Raw genomic sequence first — 15,480 nt, 5'->3', positions numbered from 1 at the left:
GGCGCTGCCAACTTCGGGGCCGCCAACTGAGGGACGCCTACGCCGCCGTCTTCAGCGCCGCATTGAACGCGGACAGCCGGGCGATCTCCGCCTCCACCGGATCAACCACCATCTCCTGCGCCACGGCAGCAACAGCAGCGTTGAGCCGCCTCCGTGCCCGCGCGGCCCGGGCCCTGGCCGCAGCGGCAGCGATGAAGCGGCCCGTAATGGCGAGGAAAATCCCTAACACAACACCAAAAGCGATCATGAGGGTGGGCACGGGCCAGCCCTCCACCCGCGGCACCTCCGGGACCGGCATCTGGAAATAGCCCAGGGCGGCCAGGACGCCAAGCCAGCCCAGGCCGCCCAGCACCGTCAGCAGCGCCAGCCACTGCACCACGTTGAAGACGCCCCACCACCACGCCCTGCGGTTGGCGCCGAGGTCCGCGCCGGCAATCGCCTGGTCGAGGGCATCCGGCAGCCGGTCCCTGCCTTCCCTGGCGGCACCCCTGATTGCTGCGCGCCAGGGGCCGGGAGCCCCGGCGCTGGCGGCGTCGGCGAACTCCCTGACGGCTGCGTCCGTCCGGGCCCGTTCCGGCGCTCCGGCCGGCGGCAGCGAGGTCCGGTTGAGGCCGGCCGGCGCGTTGCTGCGGAGGTTGAGCCGCCTCAAGGGGTCCGGCCGGAACCTGGAGAGCCAGCGGGTGACCGGCCAGCCCGTGCAGCGCACCGACTCGAGCCGGTATGACTGGGACACGGCCTGCACCACGGCGGGAACGTTTGCGGCCACGGCGAGTTCCTCGGCGAGCCGGGCTTTTGCCGCTGACCGCACGCCTGCGGCTTCGCCGTCCCCCGAAGCGTTGTGGAGTCCGCCGGCTGCACGGGATACGTCGGCTTCCAGCCGCCGTGACCGGGCCTGGCGCTCGAAGGCCACCTTCCGAATGGCGTCACGCACCCCGCCTACGCCCGCTCCGGTGACGGCGGACGACGCGAGCACGCGCACCTTGCCCAAGCCTTCCCCTGCGAGGATCCCGCGCAGGGAGTCGAGCACGGGCTCCACGTCGCGCTCCGGCAGCCTGTCCACCTGGTTCAGGACCACAAGGGTGACGGCGCCGTGGGAGGCGTGCGGCGCCAGGAAGCCGTTGTGGACCGCCGCGTCTGCATACTTCTGGGGATCGAGCACCCACACGAGGACATCCACCATGCCCACCATCCGCTGCACGATTTCACGGTTGGCGGCACGGGTGGAGTCGAAATCGGGAAGGTCCAGCAAGATCAGGCCGCTTTCCTCGTCGGCAAAGCCCTTCACCGGGGCCGCGTGGTGCCGGCGCCCCACCTCCAGCCAGTCAAGCAGGGCATCGCTGCCCGCTGCTCCCCAGACCCCTGCCAAAGGCTCGGACGTCGTCGGCCGGCGAGCCGCCGCCGTCGCGATTTCCGCCCCGCTGACGGCGTTGAAAAGGGAGGACTTGCCGCTGCCCGTCGCCCCGAAGAACCCCACCACAGTGTGGTCAGCGGACAATGAGCGGCGGGAGCTGGCCCGTTCCAGGACGCGGAGGGCCTCCTGGAGCGGTTCGTCGGGGAGGACTCCCTCGCCGAGGGTGCACGCGTCCTGGAGCGCCTGCAGCTGGCGGTCCAGGGAGGACTGCTTCCTGGCTCCGCTGTGCCGGCTCATGCGTTGTCCGCCAGCCGGGCCAGGGCACGGGACTGCGCCGCGAGCGTCTCCGCTGCGGCCGGGTTCTCCTCCGGCAGGCGTTCGAGGAACTTTTGCTGTTCCTCCTGCAGCAGCCTGCGGCAGCGTCCGGCCAGGTCCGTGCGCGCTTTCTCCGCCATGCGCCGGACGGCGTCCTCGCCGAACACCGCCTCCAGCAGCCGCTGGCCCACGACGGCGGTACCGCCGGCTACCCCGATCTCCAGGCCCGTCAGGCCCGCGGTCATCGAGAAAACCACGATCATCAGCGCGGCCCCCAGGCCGTTTATGCCGAAGGACAGCCAGCGCGCCTGGGTCCGGCGCCCCTGGCCTTCCGTGCGGATCAGCTCCATCAGCCCTTCCTGCCAGGCCCGGATTTCCGCTGCCGCCCGCCCCGCGAAGCCGGCAGACGTTCCTGAGAGGTCATCCGTACCCAGCAGCTGCCGGCCCGCGGGGTCGGAGCGCCACCGCTGGTCGGTATCCTCGGCGGCATTGGCGGCCTCATCGAGGATCACCGCCTGCAACCCGGTTTCGATGGCGGCCTCAACCTTCACTGCCGGCGCCGGCTCGCCCCGGAAGAAGGCACCCAGCCGGTCACGGAAGCGGCCCACGTTCTGCTCAAGCGCGCGGAAGAACTCACCGGTGCCCACAAAGTCCTGCCAGCGCGCCAGCACCTCGCCGCGCAGCAGGGCGCCGTCGCGGGTGGCGTCCAGAATGCGTCCGGCCGCGTCCTCGTAAGCGGCGACGGCGTCCGCTTCGAGGCGGGCCGCTGCGCGCTCCTGCTCCCGCGCAGCCTGCCCGAGCGTTTCGATGCGGGTGGCCAGCATGCGCACAGTTCCGTTCAGGGTACGGCGGGCCACGGCGGAGCGGCCGGCCGCATCGGCAGCCAGCCGGCCAAGCCACTCCCCCAGCTCGGTGACGGCACCCGCCGGCAGCATGCCCTGCGGATCCAGGGCCGTCTCCGGAATGATGAACAGCGGGCTCCCGCCGAGCCCTTCCCGGTCCAGGAGGGCCCGAAGGTCCTGGCTCACCTCGGCCTCCGCGCCGGGAGGCACCCTGTCCAGCACCACGGCCACGGTTATGTCCCGCCCGGCGGCATCCAGGAGCAGCGTCCACGGGACGGCGTCCGCGTAACGGTTTGCGGTGGTGACAAACACCCACAGGTCGGCGGCGGCCAGCAGCTGGCCCGCGAGCAGCCGGTTGTGGTCGGAAATGGAGTCAACGTCAGGTGCGTCCAGGAGTGCGACGCCGGCAGGCACCGCGGCGTCGGCAAGCAGGACAAGGGACGTTGCAGAGTCAGGGTCCGTCCGCGATGTTCCCCCGCCCGGGACGACAGCTCCACCGGCAAGGGCACCGCGGATGCGGCTGAACCCGGGCAGGACGCGCTGCCCTTCGAACCAGGCGGCTTCGTCTGGATGGTGCAGCAGGATGGGCTGGCGGGTAGTGGGACGGATTGCGCCCGCGCGGGTCACCGGATGCCCCACGAGGCCGTTCACCAGCGTAGATTTGCCGGCGCCCGTGGAACCTCCGACGACGGCGAGCAGCGGAGCATCCAGGCTCCGGTACCGCGGAAGGATGTAATCGTCGAGCTGCGCTGCTGCTGCGGCAACTTCGCGGCGGGCCTGCTCAGCGCCCGGCAACGCCAGCGGCAACGTGACCCCGGCCAGGCCCGCACGGATCTCCTCCAGCAGCGCCACCGCCTCTGCGGTGCGTGCTTCCAGCCGTGCGGCGCCTGCATGCTCGTTCCGGGAGGTCACACCAACATCATGCCAGTTCAGGCCCGGCCGGCGGCTGCCGCGGCGCGTCGCCCCCTCCAACCCGCCATCACCTTTCGCCGCTCCCCCGGCAACGCCACGTCATGTTGCAAGGATTCGTGCAGGACGTGATGGGGCGTTCCCTAGGAAAGGATAAACGGGGAAATGAAAAATGGCCCCGGGCGTCTGCCCGGGACCATTTCGGTGGTGACCCCAGCGGGATTCGAACCCGCGTTACCGCCGTGAGAGGGCGGCGTACTAGGCCGCTATACGATGGGGCCGCGTACTTTTTCCAGCGTTTCCGCTGTTCAAGCTCAGTGAGTATTTCACACACTTTGCTTTGGTTTCAAATCGGCGGACCGGCTGGAAACCTTCCGATTTGCGGGCTGGAACAGCCTGCAATCCAGAGCTGGGATACCAGGACTCGAACCTAGAATGACGGTACCAGAAACCGTAGTGTTGCCAATTACACCATATCCCAATGGCACTTTCGGGCCGGTTTTCAGGGCTTTTTCCCTGCTCCGTGCGCCTCAGCACGAGAAATTACTTTACCCGAGACTTTCGGCTCGCACAAATCGACGTCCGCCACACTTTCCGGATGCCGCCCGAACCAATCGGGCAAAACCCTTGCCCACCCTCCCACCCTGTGGTTACTCTCGAGTAAGTTACTCATCAGTAACAATCTCCCTCCCCAGTTTTCAGGGAACCCACGAGGAAACGGGAACCCCTTACCAACAACGGTCCACACCGCAGGGCAGCGTCGTCAGGCGGAGAGTTAGGAAGTGTCAGCGTTGACAACCCGCACAGCAACCATCGCCTCAGCCAGACCCAAGGTCCGTTCGCAGTCCGTCGCCATCATCGCCCTGTCCCTGTTACTGGTTCTGTTCCTTGCCTTCTACACCTACCTCACAGGCCAGATCTCCAACGGCGCTGCGCAGCTGATGGACGGAGCCGTACAGGCCGCGGCCGGAGCCGCCCAGCTCAAGGACGGTTCGGGCCAGCTGGCCACGGGCGCAGGAGCCGCCAACAAGGGCGCGGTCCAGGTGAAGGACGGTGCGGGCAAGGTTAAGGACGGCAGTACGGAACTCAATGCCGGTGCCGCGGCCCTGGAGTCGGGCGCCGGCAGGATCTTCACTGGTGTCCGCGACCAGTTGGCGCCGGGGGTGGACAGGCTTCATGCCGGTACCACCAAGCTCCAGAACGATGTCCTGAACAAACTCGTCCCGGGTGTGTACCAGGTGGATGACGGCGCGCGAAAGCTTAGGGCCGGCGCCGTCGCGCTTTCCGCGGCACTGACCCCCACGGCATCCGGAAACGCGCCAAACAACCTGGCTGACGGCGCGGGGCAGCTGGCAGCGGGGACCAACCAACTAGCGGCGGGAGCCGGACAATTGGATGCCGGGGCTGGCAGCCTCAACGCCGGAACTGCGGCGCTGAAGAACGGAACAGCCCAGCTCAAGGGATACCCGGGGGCGGGAAATGATCCCACCAAGGGCGACGGGCTCGCCGCCCTCAGCCAGGGACTGGACCAACTTGAAGCGGCTGCCAACGGGCCCCAGGGCCTGGTGCCCCTTGCGGTGATAAAGGACCAGATCGCCAAACTGGCCGACGGCGGCCGGCGGGCCTATGCAGGGGCGGGCCAGCTCGACGCGGGCGCCGCAAAGCTGAACGACGGCGCCGGGCAGCTGAAGGCGGGAACGGTCAGGTTGAGCACGGGGGCCAGCCAGTTGGACGACGGCGCGGGGCGGCTGAAGGCAGGCTTCGCCACCTTGGCGGAAAAGCTCAACGCCACGGACCCCCAGAATCCCGGCGTAGTCCTGGGCACTTCGATGCTGGCCGACGGCACGGCCAAAATCAGGGTGGGAATGGACGGCGTTCCCGGTAACCCGGACAGCCCGGGCCTGATTTACGCCGCCAACAACCTGCAGGACGGCACCACCAAACTCAGCGCCGGAATCAACGGGGATGGCGACCCGGCAAACCCCGGGCTGCTGGCTGGAACCCAAGCCCTCTCCGACGGCACAACCACGCTGAGCCGGGGAACAGGCCAGCTGCAGTCGGGCTCAACCCGGCTGGCTGACGGAACCGGACAGCTCGCCGAGGGAAATGGCAAGTTGGACGACGGTTCGGGCAAACTCGCCGAGGGTGCCGGCAAGCTGGCCGACGGCAATTCACGGATCGCGGCCGGAACCCAGGAGCTGCACACGAAGGTTGCCGCTGTCTCGCCATCGTCGTGGCTCAACGACCCTGTAACCGCACTGTTGCTGGCGGCACTCCTGGTGGCTGCCGCCGTCGCCGCCTACCTGGTCCTCCGCAGGCGTGCCCTGCGTTTCAAGGCCGCCTGACGGCCGAGGGCAATTCGCTGGCGCGACGGCCGCGGTCCTTTCGGCCGCGGCCGTCGCATTCTGCGCCTATTGCAGCAGCTGGGGCCTATGGCAGCAGCTGGTTCAGGGAAGCCACCATGCCGCCCTCGAAACCCTCCACGACCTCGCCCGAGCGGTTAAGCCACACACCCAGCAGCCCTGCCGCCGTGGAACCCTCCGCGTCCAGCAGCCGGTTGTCGCCGACATAGAGGGTTTCCCCCGGCGCGGTGCCCAAAAGCCTCACGCCCTCGAGGTACATGGCCGGATCAGGCTTTGCCACGCCCAGGGTGTCTGTGCCCACCAGGTGGGTGACCCGTTCCAGACCGGCGCCGTCCAGTTTGGCCCGCTGGTAGTCATGGACATTGTTGCTGACCGCCCCGTAGGGGATGCCAACACGGTCCAGGACGTCCAGCAGGGGAAGCACATCCGGAAACGGCTTCACGTAGGACGGCTGCTTCTCCATGTACGCCGAGAGCCAGCGGTGCGATTCCTCCCCCTCGGCCAGTTCGACACCGAAGTGCCCCAGCGCGGCGCGGCCCCGGAGCAGGCGCTGTTCGTTGAAGGTCAGCTCACCCGCCAGATACCGGTCGTAGTAATGCGTGGTCTCGTGCGTGAAGATGCGGCCGAACCGCTCCCACCCGGCCTGGTCGAGTCCGGGCAGGAGATGTTCGCTGACTTCCCGCAGCGCCGTGGTCATCGAGTACTCGAGGTCCACCAGGGTGTCATCGATGTCGAAGAGGACGCCCCGGACCGTCCCGAAACGGGTTTCGAGGACGCCCGCGCGAGCCTTGCTGGGAGCCGACATCAGCCGCGGAAAGCCTGGAGCCTGCGCAGGGATGACTCCTTGCCCAGGATCACCATCGACTCGAACAGCGGCGGGGAAATGCGGCGGCCGGAAACAGCCGTGCGCACGGGCCCGAACGCCAGCCGGGGCTTAATGCCCAGGTCCTCCACGAGCGCCTGCTTCAATGCGGTCTGGATGTCCTCCGCCGTCCAGTCATCCACGGCGTCCAGCGCGGCGATGGCGGCGTCCAGCACCTCGGTGAGGTTGGCGGGCAGTCCCTTGCGGGCGTCGTCGGCAATGTCGATGGCGTCGTCCGCCTTGAACAGGAACGCCAGCATGTCCGGCGCCTCGCCCAGCAGGGTGATGCGCTCCTGGATCAGGGGTGCGGCTTCAGTGACGATTTCCTCTTCGCGGTCGGTCAGGATCTCCCCCACCAGGCCCGCTTCGCGCAGGTAGTGCACCACCCGGTCCCGGAACACCCCGGGGGCGAGCATCCGTACATGGGTGCCGTTGATGGCCTCGGCCTTCTTCAGGTCGAAGCGTGCCGGGTTGGCGAGGACGTCGTGGATATCGAAGTGCTCAACGAGCTGTTCGACGGTGAAGATGTCCTCGTCGGCGCTGAGCGACCAGCCCAGCAGGGACAGGTAGTTCAGCAGGCCCTCCGGAATAAAGCCCCGCTCGCGGTGCAGGAAGAGGCTGGACTCGGGGTCCCGCTTGGAGAGCTTCTTGTTGCCCTGCCCCATCACGTAGGGCAGGTGGCCGAATTCCGGCATGTATTCGGCAACGCCGATCGCGTACAGCGCCCGGTACAGGGCGATCTGGCGGGGCGTGGAGCTGAGCAGGTCCTCGCCGCGGAGCACATGGGTGATGCCCATGAGGGCGTCGTCCACGGGGTTTACCAGCGTATACAGGGGCGCTCCATTGGCCCGCACCACCGCGAAGTCGGGGACGGATCCGGCCTTGAAGGTGATGTCGCCGCGGACCAGGTCGGTGAAGGTGATGTCCTCGTCCGGCATGCGCAGGCGGAGGACCGCCTGGCGGCCTTCAGCCTTGTACTGGGCGAGCTGCTCCTCGGTCAGGTGCCGGTCGAAGCCGTCGTAGCCCAGCTTCGGGTCCCGGCCTGCCGCGCGGTGGCGCGCCTCGATTTCTTCCGGGGTGGAAAAGGACTCGTAGATGAATCCGCCGTCGTGCAGCCGCTTGATGACATCCTGGTAGATGTCGCTGCGCTGGGACTGCCTGTAGGGCTCGTGCGGGCCGCCCACCTCAACGCCCTCGTCCCAGTCGATACCCAGCCACTTCAGCGCATCCAGCAGCTGGTGGTAGCTTTCCTCGCTGTCCCGCGCCGAATCCGTGTCCTCGATCCTGAACACCAGGGTGCCCTTGGTGTGCCGGGCGTAGGCCCAGTTGAAGAGGGCGGTCCGGATCAGGCCGACGTGCGGGGTGCCCGTAGGCGAGGGGCAGAACCGGACCCGGACCGGGGTCTCGGCGGTGACAGGCGGGATGGAGGCGGCAGGCGACGAGGAAGCGATAGTCATAGTGGCTTCAACTTTACCGCCTCGGCCAGGGCCCCGTTCTTTGCCCTGCGGGTGGGATCAGCGGCGCACGATCGGGTTGGAAAGCCGGCCGATGCCCTCGATCTCCACTTCGAAGCGGTCGCCCTCCTTGACCAGGCCGACGCCTGCCGGGGTGCCTGTCATGATCACATCGCCGGGCAGCAGGGTGAACGCCTGCGAGACCACGGACACCAGTTCCCGGACGCCGCGGATCATCTGGCTGGTGCTCCCGTCCTGGCGCACCTCACCGTTCAGCCGGCCTACGATCTGGAGGTCTTCGGTGTCGAGGTCGGTCTCGATCCAGGGGCCCAGCGGGGCGGAGGTGTCGAAGCCCTTGGCGCGGGTCCACTGCAGGTCGGTCTTCTGGACGTCGCGGGCGGTGAGGTCGTTGCCGCAGGTGTACCCGAAGATGACGTCGTCCACGCGGTCTTCCGGCACGTCCTTGCAGATCCGCCCGATCACCACGCAGAGTTCGGCCTCGAAGGAGACTTCTTCGGAGAATTCCGGCAGCACCACGGGATCGTTGGGACCCACGACGGCGGTGTTGGGCTTGAGGAAGAGCAGCGGCGAGGCGGGTACCTCGTTGCCCAGTTCATGGGCGTGCTCCACGAAGTTCCGGCCGACGCCGATGACCTTGCTGCGAGGGATGATCGGTGCCAGCAGCCGGACGTCTTCGAGCTTGTGGCGGACGGACGTGCGCTCCACGCCGTTGAAGAAGGGGTCGCCGTGGATGACAGTGATCTCCTCACTGCCGGGCTCACCGTCCACCACGCCGTAGAGGGGATCGGAATCGACAACAAATCGGGCAATACGCATGGCTCCTACCCTACCGTTACGCCGGTGGCCTCCCGCCGCCTGCAGCGCCCGCGCCGCGCAGGTAGGAAAGCTGAGCGGCGACGGACATTTCGGCAGCGCGCCGGACTGAACGGTCGACGTCGGAATAGACCTCGTCGGCCACCTCGCCTACGGATGCGTCCTGCCCCAGCCGTCCCAGCACGGCGCGGATCTGCGCCAGGCGTTCCTCCCGGTGCCGGCGGTAGTCCCGGACGACACCTTCCAGTGAGGGCAGCACCGGGCCATGCGCGGGGAGGACGGTGGCCGGTCCCAGCGCCTCCAGCCGGTCGAGGGACGAAAGATAGTCGCCCAGGGTTCCGTCCGGGTAGTCCAGCATGGTGGTACCCCGGCCCAGGACGGTATCGCCCGTCAGGACCGAACCGTGCGCCCCGTCCCCTGGCAGGTGGAAGCAAACGGAGTCGGAGGTGTGGCCCGGCGTGGCCAGCACCGCGATGTCCAGGCCGGCTGCGTGGATGGTTTCGCCCGGGAGCAGCGGCGCTCCCCCGCCGTGGCAGTGGGCAGGGTCCGCCGCCCGGACCGGCGCCCCGGTGAGTTCGTGCAGGCGGGCGGACCCTGCCGTGTGGTCCGCGTGGCGGTGGGTCACCAGGACGAGTTCGACGGCGCCCGCCCGGGCAAGTGCGTTGAGGTGGCTTTCGTCGTGCGGGCCGGGGTCGACGACCACCACGGTGGGGTGGCCGGGGGCACGCAACAGATAGGAGTTGGTGCCGTCCAGGCTCATGGGCCCCGGATTGGGAGCGAGGACGAACTGCGTAAGGGTGGAGCTGCGCTGCAGGACGGGACCGGAAGGTGGAGTCACCCATCCATCCTTGCATCAACGGCGGGAATGCATTCCAAAAGCAGGGAATCTGGACAACGATTGGCCTCAATGGAATCCCCCCGGGAAAAGGTGCCGGCGCTTTATCAATGCGGTTCATCCTGTCCTTGGGCAGGGCAAAGACCCGTCCTAAGAAAAATGGATGCGAATGAGGGGCGGGGCTGTACGGCATGAGACCATTTAGCGTTCAGTAAACACAGGGGGTTTCCCCTGATTTTGGGGGGCTTCGTGAATAGAACAATTGGTACATTATCCTGGCCCGTAAGCAGGGCATCCTTCCCGCTCAGGGGGCGGCTTCTCTCGGCTTTCGCGTGCGCACTGCTTCTCTTTGTGGCCGGTGCCGGCAGCGCTGTGGCAGCCACTGCACCTCCTGCTCCCACGCCACTCCAATACTCGCAAACGGCCATCGAAAAGGCCTATGCGGAGAATCATGCGGTCCTCGGTGAACCGGCTGGAAACGTCGAATGCCGGACAGGTAGTTACCCGTGCTGGCAAACGTTCACCAATGGCGGGCTCTACGTCGTTGCGGAATTCCAGCAGCCCATCATGGTTTCCGGTGCCATCTACCTGAAATGGAATACCGTCGGGGGCCTGTTGGGTGAAAAGGTTGGTTCGCCTGTCCGGTCGACGGTATGCGATGCAGCCCTCAACTGCCGCCAGACATTCCACAGTGGCACCATCTATGTCCAAGGCGCGGGCCCTGCCATCCTGGTGCCGGGTGATAACCAGGTCTACAACTCTTACGTGAACCAGCTTGGCTGGCCTTTGGCAGATCCCGAGTGTTCCTCCGGCGCCGTGTGCAGCCAGACGTTCGAGCGCGGCCTCACCTACACACGTGGAAATGGACTCACTGCTGTGACCTTCGGTGGTGTCTACACCTACTTCATGGAACATGCAGCAGCACTGGGCGGCCCGTACGGCGCCCCCGAGTGCTCCGAAAAAGGGTGCCGCCAGGCTTTTGACCGCGGCATAGTGTTCGCCTCACCCACGCTCGGGACATTCACCATGACGGGGGCAATCGATGCCTTCTATCGCTTCAGCGCGGGATCCGGGCTTGGGTGGCCCACGTCTGAGGAGCAGTGCGGCCTCGCCGGCGGTGGCTGCGTGCAGCACCTGGAAGCCGGCCGGGCATACTGGGCCCCTGTAGTAGGCCCGTCAACCGTCAGTGGTGGCATCCTGAGTGCCTGGTCTTCGTCAGGGGCAGAGCGGGGCGCCCTTGGCTATCCGATCCGCCAGGAATTCTGTCACTTGGGTCTTTGCTACCAGCGATTCCACAGCGGCGCGTTCCTGGTATGGAGTCCTGCCGCAGGTACTCAGCTAACTGCCGGTGCGATCGGGGCTAAGTTCGAGCGCTACGTCACCTATTTGGGGGCGCCCACGACATCGCAGGAGACCTGTGGGCTGCAATCCGGCGGATGCTTTCAGCAGTTCGCCCTCGGCAGGATGTATTGGGCTCCGGGACTCGGGGCTTGGCCAATCCGCGGAGGAATGGAAACCCGTTGGAGGATGGCCGGAGCAGAAAATGGTTACTTGGGATACCCCGTCAGCCCCGAGTATTGCCGGCTGGACGGCACCGGGTGCGCCCAGTACTTTCAAGGCGGCCAGCTGGTCTGGGGCACCGGCCTGGGCACCGAAGGAGGGTATGCCCCGTAGCCGGTAGCGACCGCGCCGCTGCACGGACAAATGACTACGGCGGGTGCCCGGCTCTCAGCCGGGCACCCGCCGTCGTACTTTTACAGGTGGACTACGCCAGGCGGGTCAGCCAGCCGTGGGTGTCGGGTTCGGCGCCGGTCTGGATGCCAAGGAGCTTTTGGCGGATGGCCATGGTGGTCTCCCCCGCCTTGGCGTCCTCGGAGCCGATGAACTCGGTGGCGTCCTTCAGCACGCCGATCGGGGTGATGACGGCGGCGGTACCGCAGGCGAACACCTCGGTGATCTCGCCGGAGGCAACGCCGTCGCGCCATTCGTCGAGGGTGATCTTGCGCTCGGCCACCTCCCGGCCCATGTCCTTGGCGACCTGGATCACGGACATCCGGGTGACGCCTTCCAGGATGGTGCCGGTGAGCGCGGGCGTAACCAGCGAGCCGTCCTTCATGACGAAGAACACGTTCATGCCGCCCAGTTCTTCCACGGCGTCGTCGTTGAAGTGGTCCAGGAAGAGGACCTGCTTGCAGCCGTTGGCCTCCGCCTCCTGCTGGGCGATAAGCGAGGCAGCGTAGTTGCCGCCGCACTTGGCATCGCCGGTGCCGCCGCGGCCGGCGCGGGCGTACTGGCGGGAGATCCAGATGGAAACGGGCTTGAGCTCGCCGCCGAAGTAGTTCCCGGCCGGCGAGGCGATCACCCGGAAGGACACCTCACGCGCGGCGCGGACGCCGAGGAACGCTTCGGTGGCAATCATGAACGGCCGCAGGTACAGGGCCTCGCCGTCGCCGGTGGGGACCCATTCCTTGTCAGCTGCCACCAGTTCGCGGATGGCGCCAAGGAAGTATTCGGCAGGCAGCTCCGGAAGCGCCAGCCGGCGTGCGGACTTGTTCAGGCGCGCGGCGTTGGCCTCGGGCCGGAAGGTCCAGACGGAGCCGTCGGCGTGGCGGTAGGCCTTGAGCCCTTCGAAGATCTCCTGGCCGTAGTGGAAGACCGCGGCTGAGGGGTCGAGGACGATCGGCCCGTAGGCTTCGATCCGGGCATCGTGCCAGCCGCCGTTGCCGTCCGCGTCGACACTGTAGTCGACAATGGCGGTGTGGTCGGTGAAGTAGTTGCCGAATCCCGGGTTTGCCAGGATGGCTGCACGCTCTTCAGCAGACTTCGGGTTGGCCGAGGGCTGCCGGGTGAATTCGACGCCATGGGCGGTCTGAGTCATGGTTCCTCCACGATCGGCCGCCCGGTGGTTCAGCGCTGAACAACAAGGCGGCATTTGGTGATTCGAGACAAGCTTACGCCCGAAGCCGGCGGCAACCCGCCGGGGCAGTACAGCTACAGGCCGGCAGCGATGGCGTCGCCGATGGCACTAGTGCTGCGTGCGGTGCCGTCGCGCTTTTCGACGTCGGCGGCCACGGCGGCCTCGATCCTGCGGGCTGCTTCCGCGTAGCCCAGGTGGTCCAGCAGGAGGGCGGCGGAGAGGATGGCTGCCGAGGGGTCTGCCTTGCCCTGGCCGGCAATATCCGGAGCGGAGCCGTGGACCGGTTCGAACATGGACGGGGCGGTGCGGTCCATGTTGATGTTGCCTGATGCGGCCAGGCCGATGCCGCCGGTGACGGCAGCGGCGAGGTCGGTGAGGATGTCGCCGAAGAGGTTGTCCGTGACGATCACATCAAAGCGGGAGGGGTCGGTGACCATGAAGATGGTGGCGGCGTCCACGTGCAGGTAGTCGTGGGTGACCTCCGGGAATTCCTGGGCGACGGCCTCGACGGTGCGCTTCCAGAGGTGCCCTGCGTAGACCAGGACGTTGTGCTTGTGGACGAGGGTGACGTGCTTGCGTTCACGGGCGCCGGCACGGCGGAAGGCATCACGGACCACGCGCTCCACGCCGTGGGCGGTGTTCAGCGACACCTCGGTTGCCACCTCGTGCGGGGTTCCTGCCCGCAGCGTACCGCCGTTGCCAACGTAGGGGCCCTCGGTACCTTCGCGGACCACGATGAAGTCGATGGTGCCGGGGTTGGCCAGCGGGCTGCCCACTGTTCCGTACAGCCGGGACGGCCGCAGGTTGACGTAGTGGTCCAGGCTGAACCGCAGCTTCAGCAGCATCTCGCGCTCGATGAGCCCGGACGGGATCCGGGTGTCGCCGGGTGCGGCGCCGACAGCGCCGAACAGGATGGCGTCGCGCGTTTTGAGGTCCTCCAGGACATGGTCCGGCAGGGTCTCCCCCGTGGCCAGCCAGTGCCCGGCGCCGAGGTCGTAGTGTGTCTGCTTGAGTTCGACACCCTCAGCGGCCACTGCCTTTTCCAGGACTTTGACTGCCTCGGCAATGACTTCGGGGCCGATGCCGTCGCCGGGAATTACTGCAAGATCAATGGAGGATGCGCTCATGCTTTCAGGGTAGCCAAGACATCCATATGCTGGTCAAGCCGTCTCAGCTTTTGGACATGGGCGCATCCGCCAGGGTGTGGGGGCTCCTTACGCCGCGGGTTCCTCGAATTTGGGGAACACGGGACTGGGAGCGGGCAGGGCAGTGCCGGCCGCGATGGGCGTTCCAATCGCGGAGAACTGGCGGGCGTCTCCTTCCGGCTGTCCCAGCGCGTCCAGCAGCTTCGCCGTGGCGTTCGGCATCACGGGCTGGGCCAGGATCGCCACGATCCGCAGCACCTCCAGTGTCACGTACAGCACGGTGTTCATGCGTTCGACGTCGGTCTTCCGCAGCACCCACGGGGCCTGCTCGGCGAAGTACGCGTTGGTATCGCCGAGGACGTGCCAGATGGCTTCCAGCGCCCGGCTGAACTCCTGCTTGTCGAAGGCGGCACGTGCGGCGTCGAGCAGTCCGTTGGCCTTGGCCAGGATGGCGTTGTCCGCCTCGGTGAACTCCCCAGGAGTGGGCACTGCCGCCCCGCAGTTCTTGGCCACCATGGACAGGGAGCGCTGGGCGAGGTTGCCGAAGTTGTTCGCCAGGTCGGAGTTCATCCGCCCTACGATCGCCTCGTGGTTGTAGCTGCCGTCCGCACCGAACGGCACCTCGCGCAGGAAGAAGTAGCGCACCTGGTCCAGGCCGTACTGCGCCACGAAGTCCGCGGGGGCCACCACGTTGCCCAGCGACTTGGACATCTTGACCCCGTTGTTGTGCAGGAACCCGTGGATCATGACCCGCTTGGGCAGCTCCAGCCCGGCGCTCATCAGGAAGGCCGGCCAGTAGATCGCGTGGAAGCGGGAGATATCCTTGCCGATGATGTGGACGTCGGCGGGCCAGAACTTCCGGAATTTCTCTGAATCGACGTCCGGGTAGCCAACACCCGTGAGGTAGTTGGTCAGCGCGTCCACCCAGACGTACATCACGTGCTTGTCGTTTCCGGGGACGGGGACACCCCAGTCGAAGGTGGTGCGGCTGATGGACAGGTCCTCGAGGCCGCGCTTGACGAAGCTGATGACCTCGTTGAACCGGTACTGGGGGGCGCCGAATTCCGGCTGCGCCTCGTACAGTGCCAGCAGCTTGTCCTGGTAGGCGGAGAGCCGGAAGAAGTAGCTCTCCTCGGCCGTCCACGTCACCTCCGTGTCCGTCTCCTTCGAGTACCGCACGCCGTCGTCCTTGACCACGGTGTCATCTTCGCTGTAAAAAGCCTCGTCCCGGACGGAATACCAGCCCTCGTACTTGGAGAGGTAGATATCGCCGTTGGCCTCCATCTTCTTCCAGAGCGCCTGCGAGGCCGTGTAGTGGTCCTCGTCGGTGGTCCGGATGAAGCGGTCGTAGCTGATCCCCAGGGCGGAGTGCGCAGCCTTGTAGATGTCCGCGTTCCGGTTGACCAGTTCCTTGGGAGTGATGCCTTCCTTCTCCGCGGTCTGGGCGATCTTCATGCCGTGCTCATCCGTGCCGGTCAGGAACATCACGTCATAGCCGTCCAGGCGCTTGAAGCGGGCCATGGCGTCGGTGGCTATGTACTCATAGGCGTGGCCGATGTGCGGCACGCCGTTGGGGTAGGTGATGGCCGTGGTGATGTAGAACGGCGTTTTCTCTGGAGCAGTCACGGTTGGACGTTTACCTTCGGTGCGGAG

At 66.8% G+C, this 15,480-nt stretch carries 11 protein-coding genes and 2 tRNA genes; 2 read left to right on the top strand and 11 right to left on the bottom strand.

Features of this window, described 5'->3' with window-relative positions; all coding sequences use genetic code 11:
• Positions 1–37: 37 nt before the first annotated feature.
• From AC2JAJ_RS16035 to AC2JAJ_RS16020, 4 genes are all read right to left on the bottom strand, one after another.
• The gene (locus AC2JAJ_RS16035; protein WP_501053189.1) at positions 38–1,648 is read right to left on the bottom strand and encodes a GTPase; all 1,611 of its coding nucleotides are present in this window, start codon (positions 1,646–1,648) and stop codon (positions 38–40) included.
• On the bottom strand, positions 1,645–3,420 hold the full coding sequence (locus tag AC2JAJ_RS16030) for a dynamin family protein (protein WP_486415195.1): 1,776 nt from the start codon (positions 3,418–3,420) through the stop codon (positions 1,645–1,647). The genes AC2JAJ_RS16035 and AC2JAJ_RS16030 overlap by 4 nt, the downstream gene beginning before the upstream one ends.
• Before the next feature lie 202 nt (positions 3,421–3,622).
• A tRNA-Glu gene (locus AC2JAJ_RS16025) sits at positions 3,623–3,698 on the bottom strand.
• A 128-nt stretch (positions 3,699–3,826) separates the two neighbouring features.
• Positions 3,827–3,898, bottom strand: a tRNA-Gln gene (locus tag AC2JAJ_RS16020).
• A gap of 301 nt (positions 3,899–4,199) precedes the next feature.
• Between AC2JAJ_RS16020 and AC2JAJ_RS16015 the strand changes: the two genes are divergently transcribed.
• A complete protein-coding gene (locus AC2JAJ_RS16015; RefSeq protein ID WP_486415196.1) occupies positions 4,200–5,762 on the top strand; it encodes a hypothetical protein in 1,563 nt (520 codons plus the stop codon).
• 85 nt (positions 5,763–5,847) lie between these two features.
• On the opposite strand, the gene AC2JAJ_RS16010 is transcribed toward AC2JAJ_RS16015, so the two are convergent.
• From AC2JAJ_RS16010 to AC2JAJ_RS15995, 4 genes are read right to left on the bottom strand one after another with little or no spacing between them, the layout of a single operon-like run.
• Complete coding sequence (locus tag AC2JAJ_RS16010; protein ID WP_473696985.1) at positions 5,848–6,585, bottom strand: HAD family hydrolase; 738 nt, start codon at positions 6,583–6,585, stop codon at positions 5,848–5,850.
• A complete protein-coding gene (gene gltX, locus AC2JAJ_RS16005) occupies positions 6,585–8,099 on the bottom strand; it encodes a glutamate--tRNA ligase (RefSeq protein ID WP_473696984.1) in 1,515 nt (504 codons plus the stop codon). The genes AC2JAJ_RS16010 and gltX overlap by 1 nt, the downstream gene beginning before the upstream one ends.
• A 57-nt stretch (positions 8,100–8,156) precedes the next feature.
• On the bottom strand, positions 8,157–8,933 hold the full coding sequence (locus tag AC2JAJ_RS16000; RefSeq protein WP_486415197.1) for a fumarylacetoacetate hydrolase family protein: 777 nt from the start codon (positions 8,931–8,933) through the stop codon (positions 8,157–8,159).
• A 16-nt stretch (positions 8,934–8,949) separates the two neighbouring features.
• Positions 8,950–9,768: an MBL fold metallo-hydrolase gene (locus tag AC2JAJ_RS15995; RefSeq protein WP_486415198.1), complete on the bottom strand. Its 819-nt coding sequence runs from the start codon at positions 9,766–9,768 to the stop codon at positions 8,950–8,952.
• A gap of 369 nt (positions 9,769–10,137) precedes the next feature.
• On the opposite strand from AC2JAJ_RS15995, the gene AC2JAJ_RS15990 reads away from it, so the two are divergent.
• Positions 10,138–11,439: an LGFP repeat-containing protein gene (locus AC2JAJ_RS15990; protein WP_486415199.1), complete on the top strand. Its 1,302-nt coding sequence runs from the start codon at positions 10,138–10,140 to the stop codon at positions 11,437–11,439.
• Between the two features lie 91 nt (positions 11,440–11,530).
• Here the strand turns inward: AC2JAJ_RS15990 and AC2JAJ_RS15985 are convergent, their stop codons facing one another.
• The 3 genes from AC2JAJ_RS15985 to metG form a co-directional block, all read right to left on the bottom strand.
• Positions 11,531–12,643, bottom strand: a complete 1,113-nt coding sequence (locus tag AC2JAJ_RS15985; protein WP_221386845.1) for a branched-chain amino acid aminotransferase — start codon at positions 12,641–12,643, stop codon at positions 11,531–11,533.
• Between the two features lie 113 nt (positions 12,644–12,756).
• On the bottom strand, positions 12,757–13,809 hold the full coding sequence (locus AC2JAJ_RS15980) for a 3-isopropylmalate dehydrogenase (protein WP_221386844.1): 1,053 nt from the start codon (positions 13,807–13,809) through the stop codon (positions 12,757–12,759).
• Between the two features lie 87 nt (positions 13,810–13,896).
• Positions 13,897–15,453, bottom strand: coding sequence for a methionine--tRNA ligase (gene metG / locus AC2JAJ_RS15975; protein ID WP_486415200.1), 1,557 nt, complete (start codon positions 15,451–15,453; stop codon positions 13,897–13,899).
• Positions 15,454–15,480: the final 27 nt, after the last annotated feature.

Source organism: Arthrobacter sp. MOO21 (genome assembly GCF_057369995.2).
The sequence above is the reverse complement of the archived record's forward strand: the minus strand, read 5'-3'. Positions and strand labels throughout refer to the sequence as shown.